This window comes from Bacteroides zhangwenhongii (assembly GCF_009193325.2).
In the GTDB taxonomy this organism is placed as follows: Bacteria; Bacteroidota; Bacteroidia; order Bacteroidales; family Bacteroidaceae; genus Bacteroides; species Bacteroides zhangwenhongii.
In genome coordinates this window covers 3,142,539-3,161,888 of the sequence record NZ_CP059856.1, presented here as the reverse complement: position 1 = coordinate 3,161,888, position 19,350 = coordinate 3,142,539, and the positions used below count along the sequence as shown (strand labels likewise).

General features: G+C 42.2%; 20 protein-coding genes and 1 riboswitch. Of the genes, 10 read left to right on the top strand and 10 right to left on the bottom strand.

Features of this window, described 5'->3' with window-relative positions:
* The first annotated feature begins 15 nt into the window (after positions 1 to 15).
* Positions 16 to 1,251, top strand: coding sequence for a cofactor-independent phosphoglycerate mutase (locus GD630_RS12680; protein WP_143869095.1), 1,236 nt, complete (start codon positions 16 to 18; stop codon positions 1,249 to 1,251).
* 72 nt (positions 1,252 to 1,323) lie between these two features.
* A complete protein-coding gene (gene thrC / locus GD630_RS12675; RefSeq protein ID WP_143869093.1) occupies positions 1,324 to 2,625 on the top strand; it encodes a threonine synthase in 1,302 nt (433 codons plus the stop codon).
* A gap of 215 nt (positions 2,626 to 2,840) precedes the next feature.
* On the opposite strand, the gene GD630_RS12670 is transcribed toward thrC, so the two are convergent.
* Genes GD630_RS12670 through GD630_RS12660 form a run of 3 tightly spaced genes read right to left on the bottom strand, consistent with a single transcriptional unit; the run spans position 2,841 to position 6,378 of the window.
* Positions 2,841 to 3,464 (bottom strand): thiamine diphosphokinase, encoded by a 624-nt coding sequence (locus tag GD630_RS12670; RefSeq protein WP_007767353.1) that lies wholly within the window; start codon positions 3,462 to 3,464, stop codon positions 2,841 to 2,843.
* Complete coding sequence (pnuC, locus tag GD630_RS12665; protein ID WP_143869117.1) at positions 3,461 to 4,069, bottom strand: nicotinamide riboside transporter PnuC; 609 nt, start codon at positions 4,067 to 4,069, stop codon at positions 3,461 to 3,463. The genes GD630_RS12670 and pnuC overlap by 4 nt, the downstream gene beginning before the upstream one ends.
* Before the next feature lie 20 nt (positions 4,070 to 4,089).
* Positions 4,090 to 6,378 (bottom strand): TonB-dependent receptor, encoded by a 2,289-nt coding sequence (locus GD630_RS12660; RefSeq protein WP_143869091.1) that lies wholly within the window; start codon positions 6,376 to 6,378, stop codon positions 4,090 to 4,092.
* A riboswitch (TPP riboswitch) is annotated at positions 6,379 to 6,475 on the bottom strand.
* Between the two features lie 127 nt (positions 6,476 to 6,602).
* On the opposite strand from GD630_RS12660, the gene GD630_RS12655 reads away from it, so the two are divergent.
* Positions 6,603 to 7,505 (top strand): mechanosensitive ion channel family protein, encoded by a 903-nt coding sequence (locus tag GD630_RS12655; protein ID WP_143869089.1) that lies wholly within the window; start codon positions 6,603 to 6,605, stop codon positions 7,503 to 7,505.
* A 101-nt stretch (positions 7,506 to 7,606) separates the two neighbouring features.
* On the opposite strand, the gene GD630_RS12650 is transcribed toward GD630_RS12655, so the two are convergent.
* Entirely contained in the window at positions 7,607 to 7,846 is a 240-nt protein-coding gene (locus GD630_RS12650; protein ID WP_032839875.1) for a hypothetical protein, read from the bottom strand.
* 67 nt (positions 7,847 to 7,913) lie between these two features.
* A complete protein-coding gene (locus tag GD630_RS12645; protein ID WP_143869087.1) occupies positions 7,914 to 9,200 on the bottom strand; it encodes an O-acetylhomoserine aminocarboxypropyltransferase/cysteine synthase family protein in 1,287 nt (428 codons plus the stop codon).
* Positions 9,201 to 9,378: 178 nt separating this feature from the next.
* Between GD630_RS12645 and GD630_RS12640 the strand changes: the two genes are divergently transcribed.
* The 3 genes from GD630_RS12640 (at position 9,379) to GD630_RS12630 (ending at position 12,318) form a co-directional block, all read left to right on the top strand.
* Positions 9,379 to 9,849 (top strand): Lrp/AsnC family transcriptional regulator, encoded by a 471-nt coding sequence (locus GD630_RS12640; protein ID WP_004299136.1) that lies wholly within the window; start codon positions 9,379 to 9,381, stop codon positions 9,847 to 9,849.
* A 216-nt stretch (positions 9,850 to 10,065) separates the two neighbouring features.
* Entirely contained in the window at positions 10,066 to 10,692 is a 627-nt protein-coding gene (locus GD630_RS12635) for a CatB-related O-acetyltransferase (RefSeq protein ID WP_143869085.1), read from the top strand.
* Between the two features lie 252 nt (positions 10,693 to 10,944).
* Positions 10,945 to 12,318 carry an MATE family efflux transporter gene (locus GD630_RS12630; protein ID WP_143869083.1) on the top strand — a complete coding sequence of 458 codons (1,374 nt, stop codon included), beginning with the start codon at positions 10,945 to 10,947 and terminating at the stop codon, positions 12,316 to 12,318.
* A 161-nt stretch (positions 12,319 to 12,479) separates the two neighbouring features.
* Here the strand turns inward: GD630_RS12630 and GD630_RS12625 are convergent, their stop codons facing one another.
* Positions 12,480 to 14,612, bottom strand: a complete 2,133-nt coding sequence (locus GD630_RS12625; RefSeq protein WP_143869081.1) for a cation:proton antiporter — start codon at positions 14,610 to 14,612, stop codon at positions 12,480 to 12,482.
* 141 nt (positions 14,613 to 14,753) lie between these two features.
* On the opposite strand from GD630_RS12625, the gene GD630_RS12620 reads away from it, so the two are divergent.
* Positions 14,754 to 15,377, top strand: coding sequence for a hypothetical protein (locus GD630_RS12620; protein ID WP_143869079.1), 624 nt, complete (start codon positions 14,754 to 14,756; stop codon positions 15,375 to 15,377).
* Positions 15,378 to 15,560: 183 nt separating this feature from the next.
* On the opposite strand, the gene GD630_RS12615 is transcribed toward GD630_RS12620, so the two are convergent.
* The gene (locus GD630_RS12615; RefSeq protein ID WP_143869077.1) at positions 15,561 to 16,184 is read right to left on the bottom strand and encodes an HU family DNA-binding protein; all 624 of its coding nucleotides are present in this window, start codon (positions 16,182 to 16,184) and stop codon (positions 15,561 to 15,563) included.
* Between the two features lie 152 nt (positions 16,185 to 16,336).
* On the opposite strand from GD630_RS12615, the gene GD630_RS12610 reads away from it, so the two are divergent.
* From GD630_RS12610 to GD630_RS12600, 3 genes are read left to right on the top strand one after another with little or no spacing between them, the layout of a single operon-like run.
* The gene (locus GD630_RS12610) at positions 16,337 to 16,732 is read left to right on the top strand and encodes a gp53-like domain-containing protein (protein ID WP_182505604.1); all 396 of its coding nucleotides are present in this window, start codon (positions 16,337 to 16,339) and stop codon (positions 16,730 to 16,732) included.
* A gap of 26 nt (positions 16,733 to 16,758) precedes the next feature.
* Positions 16,759 to 17,166 (top strand): gp53-like domain-containing protein, encoded by a 408-nt coding sequence (locus GD630_RS12605; RefSeq protein ID WP_238482908.1) that lies wholly within the window; start codon positions 16,759 to 16,761, stop codon positions 17,164 to 17,166.
* Positions 17,167 to 17,180: 14 nt separating this feature from the next.
* Positions 17,181 to 17,720, top strand: coding sequence for a DUF4376 domain-containing protein (locus GD630_RS12600; protein ID WP_143869073.1), 540 nt, complete (start codon positions 17,181 to 17,183; stop codon positions 17,718 to 17,720).
* On the opposite strand, the gene GD630_RS12595 is transcribed toward GD630_RS12600, so the two are convergent.
* The 3 genes from GD630_RS12595 to GD630_RS12585 form a co-directional block, all read right to left on the bottom strand.
* Positions 17,690 to 18,229 carry a DUF4376 domain-containing protein gene (locus GD630_RS12595; protein WP_143869075.1) on the bottom strand — a complete coding sequence of 180 codons (540 nt, stop codon included), beginning with the start codon at positions 18,227 to 18,229 and terminating at the stop codon, positions 17,690 to 17,692. The genes GD630_RS12600 and GD630_RS12595 overlap by 31 nt on opposite strands.
* 12 nt (positions 18,230 to 18,241) lie before the next feature.
* The gene (locus GD630_RS21660; protein WP_455550317.1) at positions 18,242 to 18,553 is read right to left on the bottom strand and encodes a gp53-like domain-containing protein; all 312 of its coding nucleotides are present in this window, start codon (positions 18,551 to 18,553) and stop codon (positions 18,242 to 18,244) included.
* 202 nt (positions 18,554 to 18,755) lie between these two features.
* On the bottom strand, positions 18,756 to 18,908 hold the full coding sequence (locus GD630_RS12585) for a hypothetical protein (RefSeq protein WP_182505603.1): 153 nt from the start codon (positions 18,906 to 18,908) through the stop codon (positions 18,756 to 18,758).
* Positions 18,909 to 19,350: the final 442 nt, after the last annotated feature.

Below are 19,350 nucleotides of genomic sequence, written 5' to 3'. Positions count from 1 at the left end.
TCTCAACTTATTAAAATGAAACATATTATCATATTGGGAGACGGAATGGCCGATTGGCCGGTGAAGTCATTAGGGAACAAGACGCTCCTGCAATATGCAAAGACGCCTTATATGGATAAGTTAGCCCGCATGGGACGTAACGGACGGTTGATTACCGTAGCTGAAGGTTTCCATCCGGGTAGTGAGGTTGCCAATATGTCCGTATTGGGATATGATCTTCCGAAAGTGTACGAAGGTCGCGGACCGCTGGAAGCTGCCAGTATCGGTGTGGACTTGCAACCGGGTGAGATAGCAATGCGTTGCAACTTAATTTGTGTAGAGGGAGAAATCTTGAAGAATCACTCTTCAGGACATATCTCTACTGAGGAGGCCGACGTGTTGATAAAATACCTGCAAGAAAATTTTGGGGATGACCGCGTACGTTTCCATACGGGAGTTCAGTACCGCCACTTGCTCGTTATTAAAGGCGGTAATAAAGAATTGGACTGCACGCCTCCGCATGATGTGCCTTTGAAGCCTTTCCGTCCGTTGATGGTGAAACCATTGGTGCCGGAAGCACAGGAAACGGCGGATCTGATTAATGACTTGATTCTGAAATCGCAGGAACTGCTCAAGAATCATCCTTTGAACTTGAAACGTATAGCCGAAGGCAAAGATCCGGCAAACAGTATCTGGCCTTGGAGTCCCGGTTACCGTCCTCAGATGCCTACCTTCTCCGAGACTTTCCCGCAAGTCAAGAAAGGGGCTGTGATTTCAGCAGTTGATTTGATTAACGGAATCGGTTACTATGCCGGTTTGCGCCGTATTGCCGTAGAAGGAGCTACCGGACTTTATAATACGAATTATGAAAATAAAGTAGCCGCTGCCCTCGAAGCTCTGAAAACTGACGATTTTGTTTATCTGCATATCGAAGCCAGCGATGAGGCCGGACATGAAGGAGACATCGACTTGAAACTCCTGACGATCGAGAATCTTGATAAACGTGCCGTAGGTCCTATTTACGAAGCTGTGAAAGATTGGGACGAACCCGTAGCAATCGCTGTGTTGCCCGATCATCCTACTCCTTGCGAGCTTCGTACGCATACCTCCGAGCCTGTTCCGTTTTTTATCTGGTATCCGGGCATTGAGCCGGATGAGGTGCAGACGTTCGATGAGGTGGCTGCTTGTAACGGTAGTTACGGTTTGCTGAAAGAAGACGAGTTTATAAAAGCATTCATGAATTTCACACTCACCACAGATTACACGGATTAACACAGATTATTTTCTCGTAATTTCTAATCTGTGTGAATCCGTGTAATCCGTGGTGAACTTAAAATAATAACAATGAAATATTATAGTACCAATAAACAGGCTCCGATCGCTTCTTTGCAAGAAGCAGTCGTTAAAGGCCTTGCCGCAGACAAAGGTTTGTTCATGCCGATGTCCATCAAACCTCTTCCGCAAGAGTTTTACGATACGATTGATACGTTGTCTTTTCAAGAGATAGCGTATCGTGTGGCCGATGCTTTCTTTGGAGAAGACATTCCGGCAGAAACGTTGAAGCAGATTGTATATGATACTTTGAGTTTTGATGTACCGTTGGTAAAGGTATCGGAGAATATTTATTCCCTCGAACTCTTCCACGGTCCCACTTTGGCGTTCAAAGATGTAGGCGGTCGTTTTATGGCACGTCTGCTGGGATATTTTATAAAGAAAGAAGGACAGAAGAACGTAAATGTGCTGGTGGCGACTTCCGGTGATACGGGAAGTGCGGTGGCTAATGGATTCTTAGGAGTGGAAGGTATCCATGTGTATGTGCTTTACCCGAAAGGGAAGGTCAGTGAGATTCAGGAAAAGCAATTTACTACGTTGGGACAGAATATTACCGCGCTCGAAGTAGACGGAACATTCGACGACTGTCAGGCATTGGTAAAATCGGCTTTCATGGATAAGGAGTTGAATGAACATCTTTCTTTGACTTCCGCTAATTCCATTAACGTAGCCCGTTTTCTTCCGCAGGCGTTTTATTATTTCTATGCATACGCCCAGTTGAAACGTGCCGGAAAGGCGGACAATGCAGTGATCTGTGTACCTAGCGGAAACTTCGGAAATATCACAGCCGGATTGTTTGGCAAAAAGATGGGCTTGCCTGTGAAGCGTTTTATTGCCGCCAACAACCGTAATGATATTTTCTATCAATATCTGCAAACCGGTAAATACAGTCCCCGTCCTTCCATTGCTACCATTGCCAACGCCATGGACGTGGGCGATCCGAGTAACTTTGCCCGTGTGCTCGATTTGTACGGAGGTTCTCATGCGGCTATCTCAGCCGAGATTTCGGGAACTACTTATACCGACGAACAAATTCGCGAGACAGTGAAAGAGACTTGGAAAGATCATCATTACCTGCTTGACCCTCACGGTGCTTGCGGTTATCGTGCGTTGATGGACGGCTTGCAACCGGGTGAAACCGGAGTATTCTTGGAAACAGCTCATCCTGCCAAGTTCCTCGAAACAGTAGAAGGTATTATTGGCGAGGCTGTGGAAATCCCTGGCAAATTGCAGGAGTTTATGAAAGGTGAGAAGAAGAGCATGCCTATGTCTAAAGACTTTGCAGACTTTAAAAAGTATCTGCTGGCGCTTTAATCGTATGGAAGTTTTGTCTTACGAGGAAATTTGAAATACGGCTTATTGTCACTTGTTGGTTGTAGGAGATCCCGATGCGCTTCGACCTAAAACCTCTCTGGTGCAGAAAGCGTGTCGCTTGACACAGTCCGACAAATTGAAAAGCGTCAAGTTATTATCCCCCAATCCTGTAATGAAGGTGTGGTTGAAACGGGAATTGGGGGCATAGTCTTGTCTTAATGAGCAAGATAAACAAGATACTCTCCTATGCAATGGATTGTGAATTGATTGGCTGTAGCCTCATTGAGTGTACCTTGCCACCAATTGCTAAAGTCACTGAGGGGATAAACCAATCCTTCTCCTTTCAATCCTTTTGCTCCGAAATTGATAATGGAAACTTGCTGACCGGGATGCGACTCGAATGTCTGTGTACCACTGGCGGGCATAAATACACCGTAATCGGTGATAGTCCTGACTTCCAGATTCTCTTTCATATAGTCTATGAGTAGACTGATATTTCCTAATGTATGATCTTCCCGTTTGCCGGTGGCTCCTACGATGGCAATCTTCCGATAGCCTTTCTTTTGCAGAAACAGGACAGCTTTGGTCTGGTCGTTCGTCTCTTGGTCGGCTATCCGGTGGATGATAGGAGCAAACAATTCCTTATATTCCGGTGAAAGGGAGTCACCGTCGCCGATAATCACATCCGGAGTATGTCCGCGTGAAATATATTCATTGGCTGCCCCGTCACAGCAAACTACGAATTTTGCCTCTTCCAACATTCTCAAAGGAAGAGGATGGGTAGGATATTCGCCATTGGCAAGTATCACAGCCTCAGGAGTATAGTGCTCGTTTATCATTGTACGCTCATTAATCTTTTCCATTTAAAGTAGCCAAAGATAGCGATAATGGAATAAAGTCCGTATAAAGCAGAGGTGAAATAAAGGTCTTTATAAATATAAAGTCCGCAACAGACAATATCGACAAGAATCCAGGCAAACCACTGTTCGATATACTTGCGTGCCAACATCCACATACCCACAATACTTAGTGCCGTAGTGAAACTATCCAACCACGGCACGTTACTGTCGGTGTACTCGATAAGTATCCAGGCAATGCCGAGAAATGAAATGATAAATACAAAGAAAAGAGGGAGATAATATCTACACGGAGTATGGATGATAGAAAGTTGTTGCAATTTACCATTTTTTTCCATGTCGGCAGATTTTCGGCTTTTTCCTTTTCTTCGTCCCCACATCCAGAAAAACCATCCATAGACCGCCGCTATCAGATAATAAATATTGATACCGAAGTCTGCATACAGTCCCGCTTTGTAATAGACGAAGATGTAGATAGCAGGCATGATGATACCCGCTATCCAAAGATAGATGCTTGCCCGGTATTCCAACCAAAGGTAGACCAAACCGACTACTGTACCGAATATTTCAAGGAAATTCATATCCATCATTCAAGTCTGTATTTTATTTAGAAACGGAGCGTGAGGTGTGCCAGAATATTGGTACCTGCCATCGGATAGAAGCGTGGATCATGCTTTATCGCATACGCTTTTGTCTTATCCCCATTCTCATAAAGTGCCACACTTTGGGAGTATCCGTTTGTCTCATATTTCGTATTGAACAAGTTATAGACGGTAGCTCCTATCGTGATTCGCTTTGTGTGGCGGGTTTTAAAGGAGTAAGAGGCACTCAGGTGATTGACGAAATAAGCGTCTAGTGAATTCTCTTTTGTACCGAAGTTGTCGAGATACTGGCGGCTGACATATTGTGACTGGAGAGCAATTTCCAGTCCGTTGCTGCCGAGAGTAATCAGGCTGTTTCCGATGAAAGAAGGAGAGAAGGCGATCGGAGTGTTTCCACCCTCGATAGCTGTCTGCGTATATAGGTCATCGACAATCTCACCATTCACCAAGCTTTCATCATACACGTAACCTACGTAGTTCTTGATACGGTTTTTGCTCCATGTGCCGTTAAGATCCCAACGCAGCCAATCATTGAATTTTGCGCCTAATGACAACTCGATCCCCATGCGATAGCTGTCTTTTACGTTCTCTGCCATCGCTTCGCCTATATCATTGGTCTTTCCGTTCAATACCAATTGGTCTGTGTAATCCATATAATACAGGTTTACACCGGCCGTAAACCATTCACCACGGTAGGTATATCCCAACTCATAATCCAATAACTTTTCCGCTGTGGGATGTTCGTCAAACATTCCATCCGTATAATTGTTGCGGGTAGGTTCTTTCTGAGCTACCGAGAAAGAGGCGTATGTGCTGTGGTTCGGATTGATTTGCCAGAAAAGTCCGGCTTTCGGATTGAAGAAGCTGAAGTGTTCTCTCACATCCAGTCGCTGCAAACGCTCGGGAGTAGCGGTGAAGTCCCATTTATCATTATCCCCATCAATCGTATAACGGATATAACGGTATTGCAGATCTGCGTATGCACTCAGGCTGCCGGTCAGTTGGTAATTGGCTTTCAAATAGATATTCCCGTCCGTCTTTCCGCCGTTATTACGGTAATACTCATGTTCCGGGTCGAGTTGTTCGGTGTAATTCTTTACCCACAAAACTTTTCCATAATGGTCGTTACTGTATCGGTTGAGTCCGCCGCCTAGCGAAGCGTTCAGTCTCTCATTCTGGTAATTCAGAGAGAAGATACCGCCGCCGAAATCACTGTCCACCAACTTCTGGCGTACGAGATTTGTTTTCTTCTGCGGTTCGCTGTTATCCGGCAGGTAGAAAGGCTTCAAACCATATTCCTCCAATGTACGTCCGTTCTTGTATTCCTGATAATAACCGAAGCCATTGGTATAATGGAAAGCGATATTCAGATTCCATGCCGGAGAGAAGATATGATTGAACAGAAGTTGATAATGTGTCTGTCGGTAATTATCCGTTTGATCATCATAAAAGCCGATCGGATAACCTTTTCCTTTATTATCATCCAGAATGACTCCGTTCGGATTATATGTCCGGTCGTTCTCCAGTTGTTCTTTGCTGATACCGTCCCAAGCATGATAAGTCTTCTCCTTTCCACCGAAAGTGATAAACTTGATCGTTGTGCTCTCACCGAAGTAACCGCCTTGCACGAAATATGATTTCAGGTCTGATGAGGCGCGGTCGCGGTATCCGTCACTCTGGATATTAGAGAGCCGCGCATCGAATGCCCAATATTTGTTAATCAGCCCGGTCCCGACTTTGACCGTTTCTTTGTGCGTGTTGAATGAACCGTAAGAACCGGAAACTTCGGCGTATGGTTGGGATGAAATGCTTTGCGTACGCATATTGATACTGGCGCCGAATGCTCCCGAACCGTTGGTCGATGTGCCTGCTCCCCGTTGAATCTGCATATCTTCCAGAGAAGAGGCGAAGTCGGGAGTATTTACCCAGAAGATGGCGTGGCTCTCCGCATCGTTCATCGGAATACCGTTGGCGGTGACGTTAATACGGGTAGCGTCCGTTCCGCGAACGCGAATCGTAGTATATCCTACTCCCGCTCCGGCATCTGAGGTTGTCAGTACGGAAGGAGTGGTAGATAATAGGAATGGGATATCCTGTCCGAAATTCTGTTTACTGATCTGTTCTTTTCTTACATTGGTGAATGCTACCGGAGTTTTCGCCGTAGCACGCGTGGATACTACCTGCACTTCTTGCAGGTTTACAACTTTCAGACTGTCCGCTTTAGCACTCGTCTGTGCATGGACAGCAAAGCCTGCGCCCGATAAGGCGATGGCCATCATAACAATTCTTTTCATCTTGCTTATTTGTTAGTTCTCTACGCCGGCATTACCCGGTTCAGATTCTATGGGTATGTTCTCAGCCCGTCATGTTAAGGCACCCCTACCAGTGAATCGGATGCAAAAATACAGCATTTACAGGAGGAAAGCAAAAAAAACTTTTAGATTTGCTAAAAACAATATAACTTTGCAATTCGTTGAAAAGGACAAACAACCATTTATTCATTTAATACATTTAGATTATGTTACTATTATTTCAAGCAACACAAGCTGCGGATTCCGTGCAAGTGGCCGCAGATGAGCTGATGAAAGAGGCGATTGCCAACGCTGAAGGTTTGGACAAGCTTTCATTGATAACCCAACAACTGATTGATTTTGGTATTCGTGCCGGAGAACGTATCCTGATAGCGGTCATTGTCTTTATCGTAGGGCGTTTCCTTATTTCGATGCTCAATAAATTTGTAGGGCGTTTGATGGATAAGAGAAAGGTTGATATAAGTATCAAAACTTTCGTCCGGAGTTTGGTGAATATCCTATTGACTATTCTGTTGATTATTTCGGTTGTCGGTGCTTTGGGAGTAGAAACAACTTCGTTTGCGGCTTTGCTGGCATCTGCCGGTGTGGCTGTCGGTATGGCGTTATCCGGTAACTTGCAGAACTTTGCCGGAGGACTGATCGTGTTGCTGTTCAAACCTTATAAAGTAGGCGATTGGATTGAAAGTCAGGGCGTTTCGGGCACAGTAAAAGAAATACAGATTTTCCACACTATTCTGACTACTGCGGATAACAAAGTGATTTATGTACCGAACGGAGCGATGAGTAGCGGTGTGGTTACCAATTATAGTAATCAGGTGACTCGTCGTGTAGAGTGGATTGTAGGAATCGATTATGGAGAAGATTATGACAAGGTACAGGAAGTCGTTTATGAGATTCTTGCTGCCGATAAGCGTATCCTGAATGAACCCGCCCCATTTGTAGCTCTTCATGCATTGGACGCAAGCAGTGTGAATGTAGTAGCGCGTGTTTGGGTGAACAGCTCGGATTATTGGGGAGTTTATTTCGACATCAACAAGGCTATTTACGAAACCTTCAATGAAAAGGGTATCAATTTCCCGTTCCCGCAGCTTACAGTGCATCAAGGCTGATTATCATACCGTATATAATAGAAAACGAGAGAGTCTCACTTTTGTGGAACTCTCTCGTTTTATTTAGAACAATAGTCTGGTGTGATTGAATGAATTTACTTTTATTTAATACCGAAATCTTCGGCTAGCTCGTATCTGTCTTCTTTAATCCCCAGTACGTGATTGATTTTCCTTCTTTTTTCAAGATCCTTGAAATAATTTTCTACGACCTGATAGAGATTAAAGTTTGTAGTAGATCCGGCGGCTAAATCGAGTGACTCCACCAGCTTTTCTACGGCTTGATGGATTTTCTCTGCGTCTATCAGATGCAGTTCGTTACTGTGTATTAAATATTTTTCCATAACTGCAATGTTTTAATGTTATATTGGTATAACATCTTGTAGTCATGGAAAGTTCAATGATTGAATGTTAGATTTTGGCAAGCGCCTGATCCAAATCCTCAATCAGGTCATCAATATGTTCCGTTCCAATTGATAAACGTACGGTGCCCGGATAAATCTCCTGTTCGGCGAGTTCCTGTGCATTGAGCTGTGAATGGGTAGTGCTTGCCGGGTGGATCACCAATGATTTCACATCGGCAACATTGGCAAGCAGGGAGAAAATCTCCAGGCTGTCGATGAAGCGGTGTGCTTCTTCTTGTCCGCCTTTTACCTCGAAAGTAAAAATGGAACCGGCACCATTCGGGAAGTAACGTTGATACAGTGCATGGTCAGGATGATTGGATAATGACGGATGGTTCACTTTCTTCACTTTCGGGTGATTGTTTAAGAAATTCACTACCTTCAATGCATTTTCTACATGGCGTTCTACGCGCAAGGAAAGAGTTTCCAAGCCTTGCAACAGGATAAAAGCGTTGAATGGACTGATGGTGGCACCTGTGTCGCGCAGCAGAATAGCCCGGATACGGATGGCATAGGCAGCCGGACCGGCTGCATCAACGAAGCGTACGCCATGATAGCATGGATCAGGTTCGGTTAGTTGTGGAAATTTGCCGGAAGCTACCCAGTCGAATTTTCCCGAATCTACAATAACTCCTCCTAATGAAGAACCGTGTCCGCCAATGAATTTTGTTGCAGAATGTACTACGATATCTGCTCCGTGTTCGATGGGACGGATTAAATACGGAGTACCGAACGTGTTATCAATAATCAAAGGAATTTTGTGGCGGTGAGCTATTTCAGCTACTGCCTCTATATCAATGATATTTGAGTTCGGATTTCCCAGCGTCTCGATAAATACGGCTTTCGTATTTTCCTGAATGGCTTTTTCAAAGTTCGATAAATCACTTGGATCAACGAATGTTGTTGTGATGCCATAGCTGGGTAAGGTATGAGCCAGTAAGTTATAACTTCCTCCATAAATAGTTTTGGCTGCTACAATATGGTCGCCTGCGCGAGTGATGTTCTCGAAAGCATAAGTGATAGCAGCGGCACCCGAAGCAACTGCCAGCCCTGCTACTCCTCCTTCAAGAGCGGCTACGCGTTGTTCAAAAACTCCTTGAGTGGAGTTGGTCAGGCGACCATAGATGTTTCCCGGGTCCTGCAGGCCGAAACGTGCGGCTGCGTGGGCGGAGTTGTGAAATACATAAGAGGTAGTCTGATAAATAGGTACTGCACGGGCATCTGTTGCCGGATCTGCTTGTTCTTGTCCTACATGAACTTGTAAAGTCTCGAAATGTAAATTCTTTGTTGCCATAATCGTATGTTTTTTAAGTTTTATATTCTTTCTTTATTTTCTTGCAAAGTTATGGGATGTAGATATATCGAACAATATATGGCTTAAATATAGAAAATAATGCTATTTTTGTGCCGTTATATGGAATAATGTATCTGCGTTATTCCTAAAAATCACCTTTTAGAAGAATATTTTTCTTATGGATACTTTTGATAAACTGGATAGAGTCGATTTGCAAATACTCCGTACTTTGCAAGAAAACGCCCGATTGACAACTAAAGAGCTGGCTGCACGGGTGAGCCTTTCTTCAACTCCTGTTTTTGAACGTCTTAAACGGTTGGAGAGTGGAGGATATATAAAGAAGTATATTGCTGTGTTGGATGCGGAAAAGCTGAATCAGGGATTTGTCGTATTCTGCAGTGTGAAGCTTAGACGTCTGAACAGGGATATAGCAGCCGAGTTTACACGGATCATACAGGATATTCCTGAAGTAACCGAATGTTATAACATATCAGGAAGTTATGATTATCTGTTGAAGATTCATGCTCCCAATATGAAATACTATCAGGAGTTTATTCTGAATGTGTTGGGGACAATTGATAGTCTCGGCTCACTGGAAAGTACATTTGTGATGGCCGAAGTGAAGCATCAATATGGGATACATATTTAGTTCGTTGTGTGATAGTCTGAAATTTATCTTGTATATTTGCTATGTAATATAAATCCAGTTCTGCTAACACAATGAAATGGCAACTTTGTAAATAGCTTCGCCCATACGGATTGTAACAATAGAAAGTTCTGCTGTTACAACTGTTTGTGATTTAACGTAAATCACAAGTTATTTTATTTATTCTATTCAATAAACCATATAAAAGTAGCTATTACAATGAATTCGAACATATATCCTCGTACCAATGATTTTCAGACTATTTACCTGAATACGGTGATTAAGAATCCTGCTATTATCGTAGGTGATTATACAATATACAATGACTTTGTAAATGATCCGGTTCTTTTTGAGAAGAACAATGTTTTATATCATTATCCGATTAATAAAGATCGCTTGATAATAGGAAAATTCTGCTCCATAGCCTGTGGAGCTAAGTTTCTTTTCAACAGTGCAAATCACACATTGAATTCTTTATCCAATTATACATTTCCTATCTTTTTTGAGGAATGGAATTTAGATAAGGGAGATGTAACTTCTGCCTGGGATAATAAAGGAGATATAGTAATAGGTAATGATGTCTGGATTGGATATGAAGCTGTTATCATGGCAGGAGTACATATTGGAAATGGGGCAGTCATTGCGTCGCGGGCAGTGGTTACTAAAGATGTTCCTCCTTATACGATAGTAGGTGGGACACCGGCCAAAGAAATCCGGAAGCGTTTTGATGAGAATACGATTGCCCAATTGCAGAAATTGCAATGGTGGGATTGGAACATTGAGAAGATATCCGAATGTATACCTTATATTATAGGTGGAAAGATTGAAGAACTGATCAAAAGATAGATGTTACGTTATAAACATGAAGAAGCTAATTATTGTATTCAATGGCGGAGATATGACTATGTTATTTGCTACCCGATATCCGCAGTTGATAAGTAAAGCTTATATCTATAACACAACCTTATCAATCAGTATATCTATGGATTTCTTACACGGAGATAACTGATGTATTATATTTATTTTATCCAATGGTTTTAAATCGGAAGCCTGTTTTTCTTATAACTTTGCAACTGATTTTAGAAAAAGAAGTTTGGGATGATAAATAAATATGAAGAACGACTGGGGACAGAGCGCATGTTACCGCTTGTTTTTAAGATGGCACTTCCGGCTGTGGCAGCGCAATTTGTTAATTTGCTTTATAGCATGGTCGACCGTATTTATATTGGTCATATCCCTGGGATTGGTACGGATGCATTGGCGGGTGTAGGAGTAACGACTTCTCTTGTTATACTGATTTCTTCTTTTTCAGCGATAGTAGGAGGTGGTGGTGCGCCGTTAGCGGCTATCGCACTCGGACAGGGGGATCGTTCACGTGCCGGAAAAATTCTGGGTAATGGTTTTATCCTGCTGATACTATTCACCTTGTTTACTTCTCTCATCGCATATACCTTTATGGAGCCGATTCTACTTTTTACAGGAGCTTCAGAAAATACATTGGAGTATGCAGTCGACTATCTTTCTATCTATTTATTGGGAACTATCTTCGTAGAAATATCCACAGGATTAAACTCCTTTATTAATGCACAAGGGCGTCCTGCTATCGCCATGTACTCGGTATTAATAGGAGCACTGTTGAATATCGTCCTCGACCCGATTTTCATCTTTTGGCTCGATATGGGAGTAAAAGGCGCGGCCCTGGCTACAGTACTTTCACAGGCATGTAGTGCGGTGTGGGTTTTAACTTTCCTTTTCTCCCGGCACGCCTCTCTTCCTTTGGAAAAACGTTATATGGCGTTGAACCGGAAAATAATACTTTCTATATTTGCTTTGGGCGTATCACCGTTTATTATGGCAAGTACTGAAAGCCTAGTTGGCTTTGTTCTGAACAGCAGTCTGAAAGATTTTGGAGATATTTATGTCAGCGCATTGACCATTCTGCAAAGTGCGATGCAATTCGCAAGTGTCCCATTAACCGGATTTGCGCAAGGGTTTGTTCCTATTGTGAGTTATAATTATGGGCACGGCGATAAACAACGTGTCAAAGACTGTTTCCGTGTCGCATTGATAACCATGTTCTCATTCAACTTACTGCTGATGTTGTTTATGATTCTTTTCCCCTCAACAGTAGCTTCCGCCTTTACGAGTGATGAAAGACTGATAGAAACAGTCCGCTGGACAATGCCTGTTTTCTTGGGTGGTATGACTATTTTCGGATTGCAACGAGCCTGCCAAAATATGTTTGTAGCCTTGGGACAAGCAAAAATTTCTATTTTCATAGCCTTGCTGCGCAAAGCAATTCTGCTGATTCCATTGGCATTGATATTGCCACACTTTATGGGAGTAGCCGGTGTATATGCGGCTGAAGCAATATCCGATGCGACAGCGGCAATTTGTTGTACTTTGTTGTTCTTCTGGCAGTTCCCTAAAATTTTGGGAAAAATCCAGGGGAATACTTTGCACATAAGCTAAATTTCCTGATGTTTATCCATAAATAGAACTAGTTATGTAACTGCTTACGTATTTTTGCGAAAAATGTTTGTTCATATTATAAAAGCTAATGTATTTCCAAAGTATCTCTCATGGAAAGTGACCGTCTCATCATTATTTAACAAGAGAAACATTATGAAATATCAGTCTTTCTTAAACCACCTGTAAAACCATTTACCCACCTTTTCATAATGCCGGGTTTCGGTATCAGTGTATAGTTTAGAGAAGAACGACGTATCTAATGGTTCTCCCGATTGGTTAGGATATAATACGATTAAGCTATTGTTGGAGAAGTATTTACTAAGCTGTCTCGGTAGTTTCTCAAAAGAACTGTCGTAAGAGAGAGTTCCCGTTCGTGCGCTGATAATGACTAATAAATGGTCATAGCTTACTTGTCCTGTTAATACCAGCAAGTCATTCCAATCTTCCAAAAGAGAGAAATCGGTCAGCACCTGTTTATGCTTTTTCTTTATCAATGTTTGCAGGCGGGCGGTTGTCTTTTCATTTGCAAAGAAATGTACCCGGCAACCGAGCGTACTTCCCATCCGGCAAAAATGTTCCATCCAACGGGGAAAGCCGGATTCATATTCTGCTTTCGGTGGGACGGCAACGACAATCCGTTTAAGTGTGTGAACCGGTATCAGGAATTTGGAAATAATAAGCTCACAGTTCAATCTTTTCAGCAGGTGTTCGGCAAGTACACCGAAAAATGAATCCGTGATGTTTGCCTTGTGGTGCAACCCGGTGATGATGCTTGTTATCTCATTCTCTTTGGCGGAATGGATAATGCCGGAAGCGATATTCAAGTCATAACGGGTGATTTGTCTCAACGGGACGTTGACCGCTGTCGTCATCATAGCCGCTTTTTCCAGATAACGTTTGCTCCGCATTCTCAGGTTGTCGGAAGTGTTATCATCATTGATTACATTGATTGCCAGTAGATTATCTCTCAATTTCGGGTCACGTATAACTAAAGAAAGATTTACCATATCTTCGATGGTGTTCGGATTGTTAATAGCCACTAAGATCTTTTCCGTTTCTGTTGCCGAAGAGGTTTTCTCCGGTTCAGAGTCGTCTATGGCAACCTTCTTGGCTGCCCGTTCCGTTATCAGCGAACTTACCACACAGGTTACCAGAATCAGTAGTACCGTTCCGTTCAGTACATCGTCATTCAGCAGGCGTTCTCCTCCGGGCAGGATAATGTTATATCCCACCAGCACGGCCGCCAATGTAGCCGCCGCTTGTGCGGTACTCAGCCCGTACATTAGCTTTCGTTCAAGAGCAGACATCTTGTAGATCTTCTGTGTCAGCCAACAAGCGATCCATTTGCCGGTCAGAGCCATTATAATCATTACGGCAGCCACTTTCAGCGCATCTCCGTGCCCGAAGATGACGCGCAGGTTAATCAACATTCCCACTCCGATAAGAAAATAAGGAATGAAAAGCGCATTGCCGACAAATTCCAGATGATTCATTAAGGGGGAGACGTGCGGAATGAGCCGGTTTAATACCAAGCCTGCCAGGAAAGCCCCTAGAATCCCTTCCATACCTACGAACTCCATCAGTCCTGCTCCCAAAAAGACCATAGCCAGGACGAAAATGAATTGCATTACATTATCATTGTACCGATGGAAGAACCAGCGGCCGACACGTGGAAAAACGTAGATAATAAACGCACCTAGAAAGATGACTTTTATTACCAGCCAAATCCAGAACAGACCACCTGTCTCCCCTTTGAATAGTCCGCCTACAACGGCGAGAACCAACAGTGTGAGTGTGTCCGTCACTGCAGTTCCTCCTACCGCAATACTTACGCTGCGATGGCGTGATACGCCAAAGCGTGTGACGATGGGATAGGCTACAAGGGTATGTGACGCGTACATACTGGCCAGCAGTACGGAAGTGATTACACCGTATTTCAGGTACGATACATTTGCCACAAATCCTATTCCTATGGGTACGATAAAAGCCAGTAATCCCAGTACTAACGCTTTGTTTCGTGTCTCCTTGAAATCTCCCATATTCATTTCAAGGCCTGCTAGAAACATGATGTAATAGAGGCCGACTTTCCCGAATAGCTCGAAACTGCTGTCGCGTGCCAGAATATTGAAGCCGTGCTCACCAATTGCCAGTCCTGCCAGGATCATTCCTATAATATGCGGGATACGCAGTTTGTTCAATAGGATAGGGGCAAACAATATAATAAGGAGTACAAGGAGAAATATCCATGTAGGGTCGGTGATAGGGAATGTTAAATCAAGGCCAATCCAATCCATAAGTTGATAAGTTCGTAATATTCTTCGCGCAAAATAACTTAAAAAAAGTCTTTTAAAAAAGCATTCGTTGATAAAATACTCCTTTGTACCATATAATCTGTATCTTTGCTTCCGATTTAAACCAACTAACAATTTAGAAAAATGAAAACAGCGTTATTGGCATTAGGAGTTTTGTGTATTATGGGCAGTTGCTCGTCGGAGATGAAAAGCTCCAAAGGGATTGTTTGCGATGCGTCAATGAATACGGTATCCATTGTTACGGATAAGAATGATACGCTTTCGTTTAGTACGATGGATGCGAACAAGGAACAAGTCGACGGTTTGCTTCTGAATGATACATTGGAAGTATTTTATGCAGGGAAATATACACCGGGAATGCAGGCTTCCAAATTGGTTCAATATCCGCAGGCTCCCCGATTGGGCGGTGACCGTGATGAGCACGGTTGTATCAGTTCTGCCGGATACGTATGGTGTGAAGTACAAAAAGACTGCATCCGTTTATTTGAAAAAGGTATTCGTACAGAGGCAGTTAACGGAGGCGAGACTTCTGCTTTTATCGTTTTCAGCCCCGATTCCACACGTGCTGAACTCTTCTTCTCGGATAAGCAACCCAATGAAATACTGGAAAGACGTAGTTTGCCGTCGGGTGGCTATGCGTGGAATGTAGAAGACGATGATACAAAGAATGTGCGACTGGTGGACGGCTTATGGACAATCAGTCAAAGAGGTGATTTGATTTATACTCAGAAAGCTGAGAACAAATAATCAGCGGAGGAAGAGTATCGGTATGACTACCAATTCTTTTTTTTATTGATTTTGCTGTCATACTCTCATAAATCACTTCAAATCCTTTATTCATAGTACTTCCAACTATGATGGCAGCTAGACCGGAAGTATGAGGGTAAACGGTTGCCCTCATACTTCCGGTCTGGTCGTTTTTTATGTAATCTATTCATTATTACCATAATATCCGTCTCCGGGTACATAAATCGGTTGCATCACACTGCCTTCATTTTTCAGCTTTCCTTCATCGCGTAAGCGTCGGATATGTCGCATGGCTGTACTTCTCGCCATCCCGCAGAGATTCTGGAAGTCGTATCTTCTCATAAATTGATGTGTTTTGAAGTATCCCGTCAATAATCGGTCAATCTGTCCATTGGTCAACTGCTTGAAATTCAGCTCTCCTTTGAGGCTTTTTACTTTCAGTATACCGAATTCGTTTTTTAGCGCTTGGTCGGCACGAAACTGGATAGCTTTCAGTTTTACTTTGGTTGCTTTTCGCTTTGTGGCTATCGTTACCGGTTCCGTGCTGGTCAGGCAAGGGTGGAAATAGCCGATTCCATCCAAATGCACTTGTTTTCCGTCTGCCAGTTCCTCTCCCAGAATATGTGAAAGGGCGTCGAGTACGGCAGTGACATCCGTTTCGGTCAGCGAACAACGCTCTTGGATACGGTGGCGTACCAAGTCGGTTCCTATCGTGCCGTTATATCTTATGCGCGGATGCAGCGTTCTTTTTCCCTGTTGTTTGTCCGAAGGTCTCGGATCTTCATACCAATCAAATAATATTGCCATAGTTTTTGTTTTTAAATACCTGCTGTTGTTATGTTATCTCTTATTACAATCGCCAAAACAAAATGTGACAATGTAAAAAAACGGAATGACAACTAAAGCTATATTAACACAAAACAAAAAGTGATTTTTACTATAAAATAATACGTTATAAAATGGCATTTGAATATCTATATAAAGAGTATTTAAATGTCATCTTACTAAGTACTCTCGGAACCAATTTTGCCAAATCTGACTTCTCAAATGTCATTACAAAAAGCCTTTCTCAGAACGGATATTATAAATTTCCAGATGGGTTCTTAATACAGTGGGGGTATTTTAGCGGAGGTACTGCAAATAATCAGTCTATAAATTTCCCATTATCTTTTAAATCTTGTTTTTCCCTTGCTTTTTCTAGTACGACGGATAACACTAATAATTCTATATGGTCTGTGAATTATGCCGCTATATATGCTTCATATTTTACGGTTTATAGAAGATATGCAGATGCGGGAACTATTGCTAACTCTTCACAGTCATTTAGATGGATAGCGATAGGGACTTGGAAATAGTATAATATCACAACATTATTTACATCATGAAATATTTTAGTAGAAAATTGGTAGCAATTTTAGTGCTCATAATTTGGCTAAGTTCTCTCGGGACTACGTATGCTAAAGCCGATTTATCCAATGCTGTAACAACATTAACTAGTGGAAATAACACATACATTAAATTCAATAATGGGATTCTGATACAATATGGACGTATCACTACTACCGGACAGAAGGAGCGTAGAGTATATATGCCTATATCTTTTAAAAATGACGGATACAAAGTGTTTTATGGTATTGAAGCTGGGGCTGACGTTGTTCAAACATTGTATACATTGAACAAAAGTACATCCTCATTCTATGCCAGTGGTACTTTTTATGATCCCTATAATGGTAATAAAGGGTTTCCTAGTGAATCCTTTGATTGGTTTGCCATTGGAATTTGGAAATAATAAAATAGATAAGTATGAAGCAAAAAATGTATTGGAAGAATGGTTTCCACGACACACCGGTAGACGATGCGGTAGAAATAACCATAGATAATTATAGGGTACTTCTGGATGGGCAGTCATCCGGAAAGCTCATTGTTACCAATGATGAAGGGTATCCTGTATTGGTAGAAAACGAGTACTCCCTTGAAGATATGCAAAAAATAAAAGTATCTGAAATTCAATCGTTTGACAAATCTAAAGAGGTTAATTCTTTTGAATTACGGGCTAAAAGTATGTGGTTGGATAAGTCTACACGTGTTGGATTATTTAACTCAATCAATATCGAAAAAGAGGCTGGCAAAACGGAGACTGTGCTTTGGTATGATGCAGTAAAATATATCATTCCAATATCAGACGCTTTGGCTATGTTAAATGCTTTGGAAATGTATGCGCTTGAGTGCTACAATGTGACACAATCACACATTGCAGCAGTCAAGGCATTGGATACAATCGAAGAGATTGAAAGCTACGATTATACCGTTGGTTATCCCAAAAAGCTTAGCTTTCCGGGATAGCCGGTTTTAAAGTTGTAGGCTTCGATTTCTTCTTTCGTTTCCAGCTGATTAATAGCATTAATATGCCCTTGTGTTGTATTGTAGCACGCAAGGGCGTATAACTCTATCTGTTGTAGCATATCAATGGCTTTCTCGATTGATAAGACCAACTTTGCATCATCTAGCCAGATAGTCGTTTCAGATCGTCCGGATTCCCTTTCAATACTAATTGAGTTCATGAGACCTACACGGGTACTTTTGTTAAGCCAACCGGATACATTACCAATACTAAAGCTATTCACCGATTCGGATGCGTCATACGCCTGTAATTCCGCTATTTTTCGGGCTTTTAACTCTAATAAGGTCGGTTCATATTCCTTCAATATGGGATATCCTTTCTCGTTCTCTACGATTATGAGTCCGGCAGATTGACCGTCTAATAATTCTTTCCAATACTCAGCGCTTATTTCTACACTGCCTTCTATCGATGTATCGTAGAACCCGTTTTTCCAATACATTTTCTGTTTCATGCTTATTTTTTATTATTTCCAACATCCAATAGCGAACCACATGACTGAAGAACTGGCATCTCCTGAAGCTGTCTCTGTTACATATCTTCGTCTCACGGCAAAACTCGACTCCGTTTTGCTGTAAGGCATTGCTGAACGAGTGGCATATTCTGATGCTTCTGTCATAATCACAGGTATAACACTATATGTAGTATCACAGAAAGATAAGGGTAACTTTATACTGGTATTGCCTGTCGTTGCACCGTTGTATGTACCCCACTGTATCAACAATCTATTACTACATTTTAGATACCCATTTTGTCCTAAACTTTGACTTTCTACCAAAATAGACTTAGTCCCGAGAGTACTTAGTAAAATAGCATTTAAATAGTATTTGATATAGGTATTCAAATACTATTTTATAACGTATTATTTTATAGTAAAAAACACATTTTGTTTTGTGCTAATAGAAGTAAAAAACTACACAAGTCGATCTGTAACGAGTTTACAAGTCGTTTTGCCGTTTATAGAACAGGGACGCTTATGATTACAGGTGATAGGTGATAGAGGAAAGTACGAAAAACTTCTGTGTATATCCGTCCTGCCCTCTTCCTTCTTTTTCCCCTTCGCGCACACACATACGCACGCGTGAATATAATAATGTGCCTTTCCTTCCAGCCTTTTTCCCCGCCCCGTCCATTCTTTAAAAAAAATGTCCCGTCACTTGGTTATGTTTCAGCGGTTTATCTTTTCCTTTCCAAAAAACCTCAAAAAAATAGTGGAATATATTTGGAGCGTATCCGAAAAGCGAGTACTTTTGCACCCGCTTTCCGAGAGAGGACAGCCTTGCGGAATTGACATGATGACAAAGCGTAGGACCGCTTAACTATAAGAACAAAAAAGATCCGGAAAAGTTTGGATTATAATAAATAAAGTTCTTATCTTTGCAGTCCGATTCGCAAAGAAACGCGGTTTAGCGTTTTTCGTTTTCGTCCCTTCTTTCCCTTTCGCCAAGAGAGCCTGAGAAACGAACCGAAAAAGAAAAACGAAAAAAAACTCCCGAAAAGTTTGGCGGTTAAAATAAAACCCCTTACCTTTGCACCCGCTTTTGAAAACGAAGCGCAAGTTCTTTGAAATATTGA

Bases quoted from the DNA above. Each gene is read 5' to 3' on its own strand.
- GD630_RS12605 (WP_238482908.1), top strand. From the start codon at position 16,759: ATGAAATATTTTAGTAGAAAATTGGTAGCAATTTTAGTGCTCATAATT.
- GD630_RS12660 (WP_143869091.1), bottom strand. From the start codon at position 6,378: ATGAAAAGAATTGTTATGATGGCCATCGCCTTATCGGGCGCAGGCTTT.
- GD630_RS12655 (WP_143869089.1), top strand. From the start codon at position 6,603: ATGTTACTATTATTTCAAGCAACACAAGCTGCGGATTCCGTGCAAGTG.
- GD630_RS12670 (WP_007767353.1), bottom strand. From the start codon at position 3,464: ATGATAAACGAGCACTATACTCCTGAGGCTGTGATACTTGCCAATGGC.
- GD630_RS12680 (WP_143869095.1), top strand. From the start codon at position 16: ATGAAACATATTATCATATTGGGAGACGGAATGGCCGATTGGCCGGTG.
- pnuC (WP_143869117.1), bottom strand. From the start codon at position 4,069: ATGGATATGAATTTCCTTGAAATATTCGGTACAGTAGTCGGTTTGGTC.
- GD630_RS12600 (WP_143869073.1), top strand. From the start codon at position 17,181: ATGAAGCAAAAAATGTATTGGAAGAATGGTTTCCACGACACACCGGTA.
- GD630_RS12640 (WP_004299136.1), top strand. From the start codon at position 9,379: ATGGATACTTTTGATAAACTGGATAGAGTCGATTTGCAAATACTCCGT.
- GD630_RS12645 (WP_143869087.1), bottom strand. From the start codon at position 9,200: ATGGCAACAAAGAATTTACATTTCGAGACTTTACAAGTTCATGTAGGA.
- GD630_RS12630 (WP_143869083.1), top strand. From the start codon at position 10,945: ATGATAAATAAATATGAAGAACGACTGGGGACAGAGCGCATGTTACCG.
- GD630_RS12595 (WP_143869075.1), bottom strand. From the start codon at position 18,229: ATGAAACAGAAAATGTATTGGAAAAACGGGTTCTACGATACATCGATA.
- thrC (WP_143869093.1), top strand. From the start codon at position 1,324: ATGAAATATTATAGTACCAATAAACAGGCTCCGATCGCTTCTTTGCAA.
- GD630_RS12615 (WP_143869077.1), bottom strand. From the start codon at position 16,184: ATGGCAATATTATTTGATTGGTATGAAGATCCGAGACCTTCGGACAAA.
- GD630_RS12625 (WP_143869081.1), bottom strand. From the start codon at position 14,612: ATGGATTGGATTGGCCTTGATTTAACATTCCCTATCACCGACCCTACA.
- GD630_RS12585 (WP_182505603.1), bottom strand. From the start codon at position 18,908: ATGGACGGGGCGGGGAAAAAGGCTGGAAGGAAAGGCACATTATTATAT.
- GD630_RS12620 (WP_143869079.1), top strand. From the start codon at position 14,754: ATGAAAACAGCGTTATTGGCATTAGGAGTTTTGTGTATTATGGGCAGT.
- GD630_RS12650 (WP_032839875.1), bottom strand. From the start codon at position 7,846: ATGGAAAAATATTTAATACACAGTAACGAACTGCATCTGATAGACGCA.
- GD630_RS12635 (WP_143869085.1), top strand. From the start codon at position 10,066: ATGAATTCGAACATATATCCTCGTACCAATGATTTTCAGACTATTTAC.
- GD630_RS12610 (WP_182505604.1), top strand. From the start codon at position 16,337: ATGGCATTTGAATATCTATATAAAGAGTATTTAAATGTCATCTTACTA.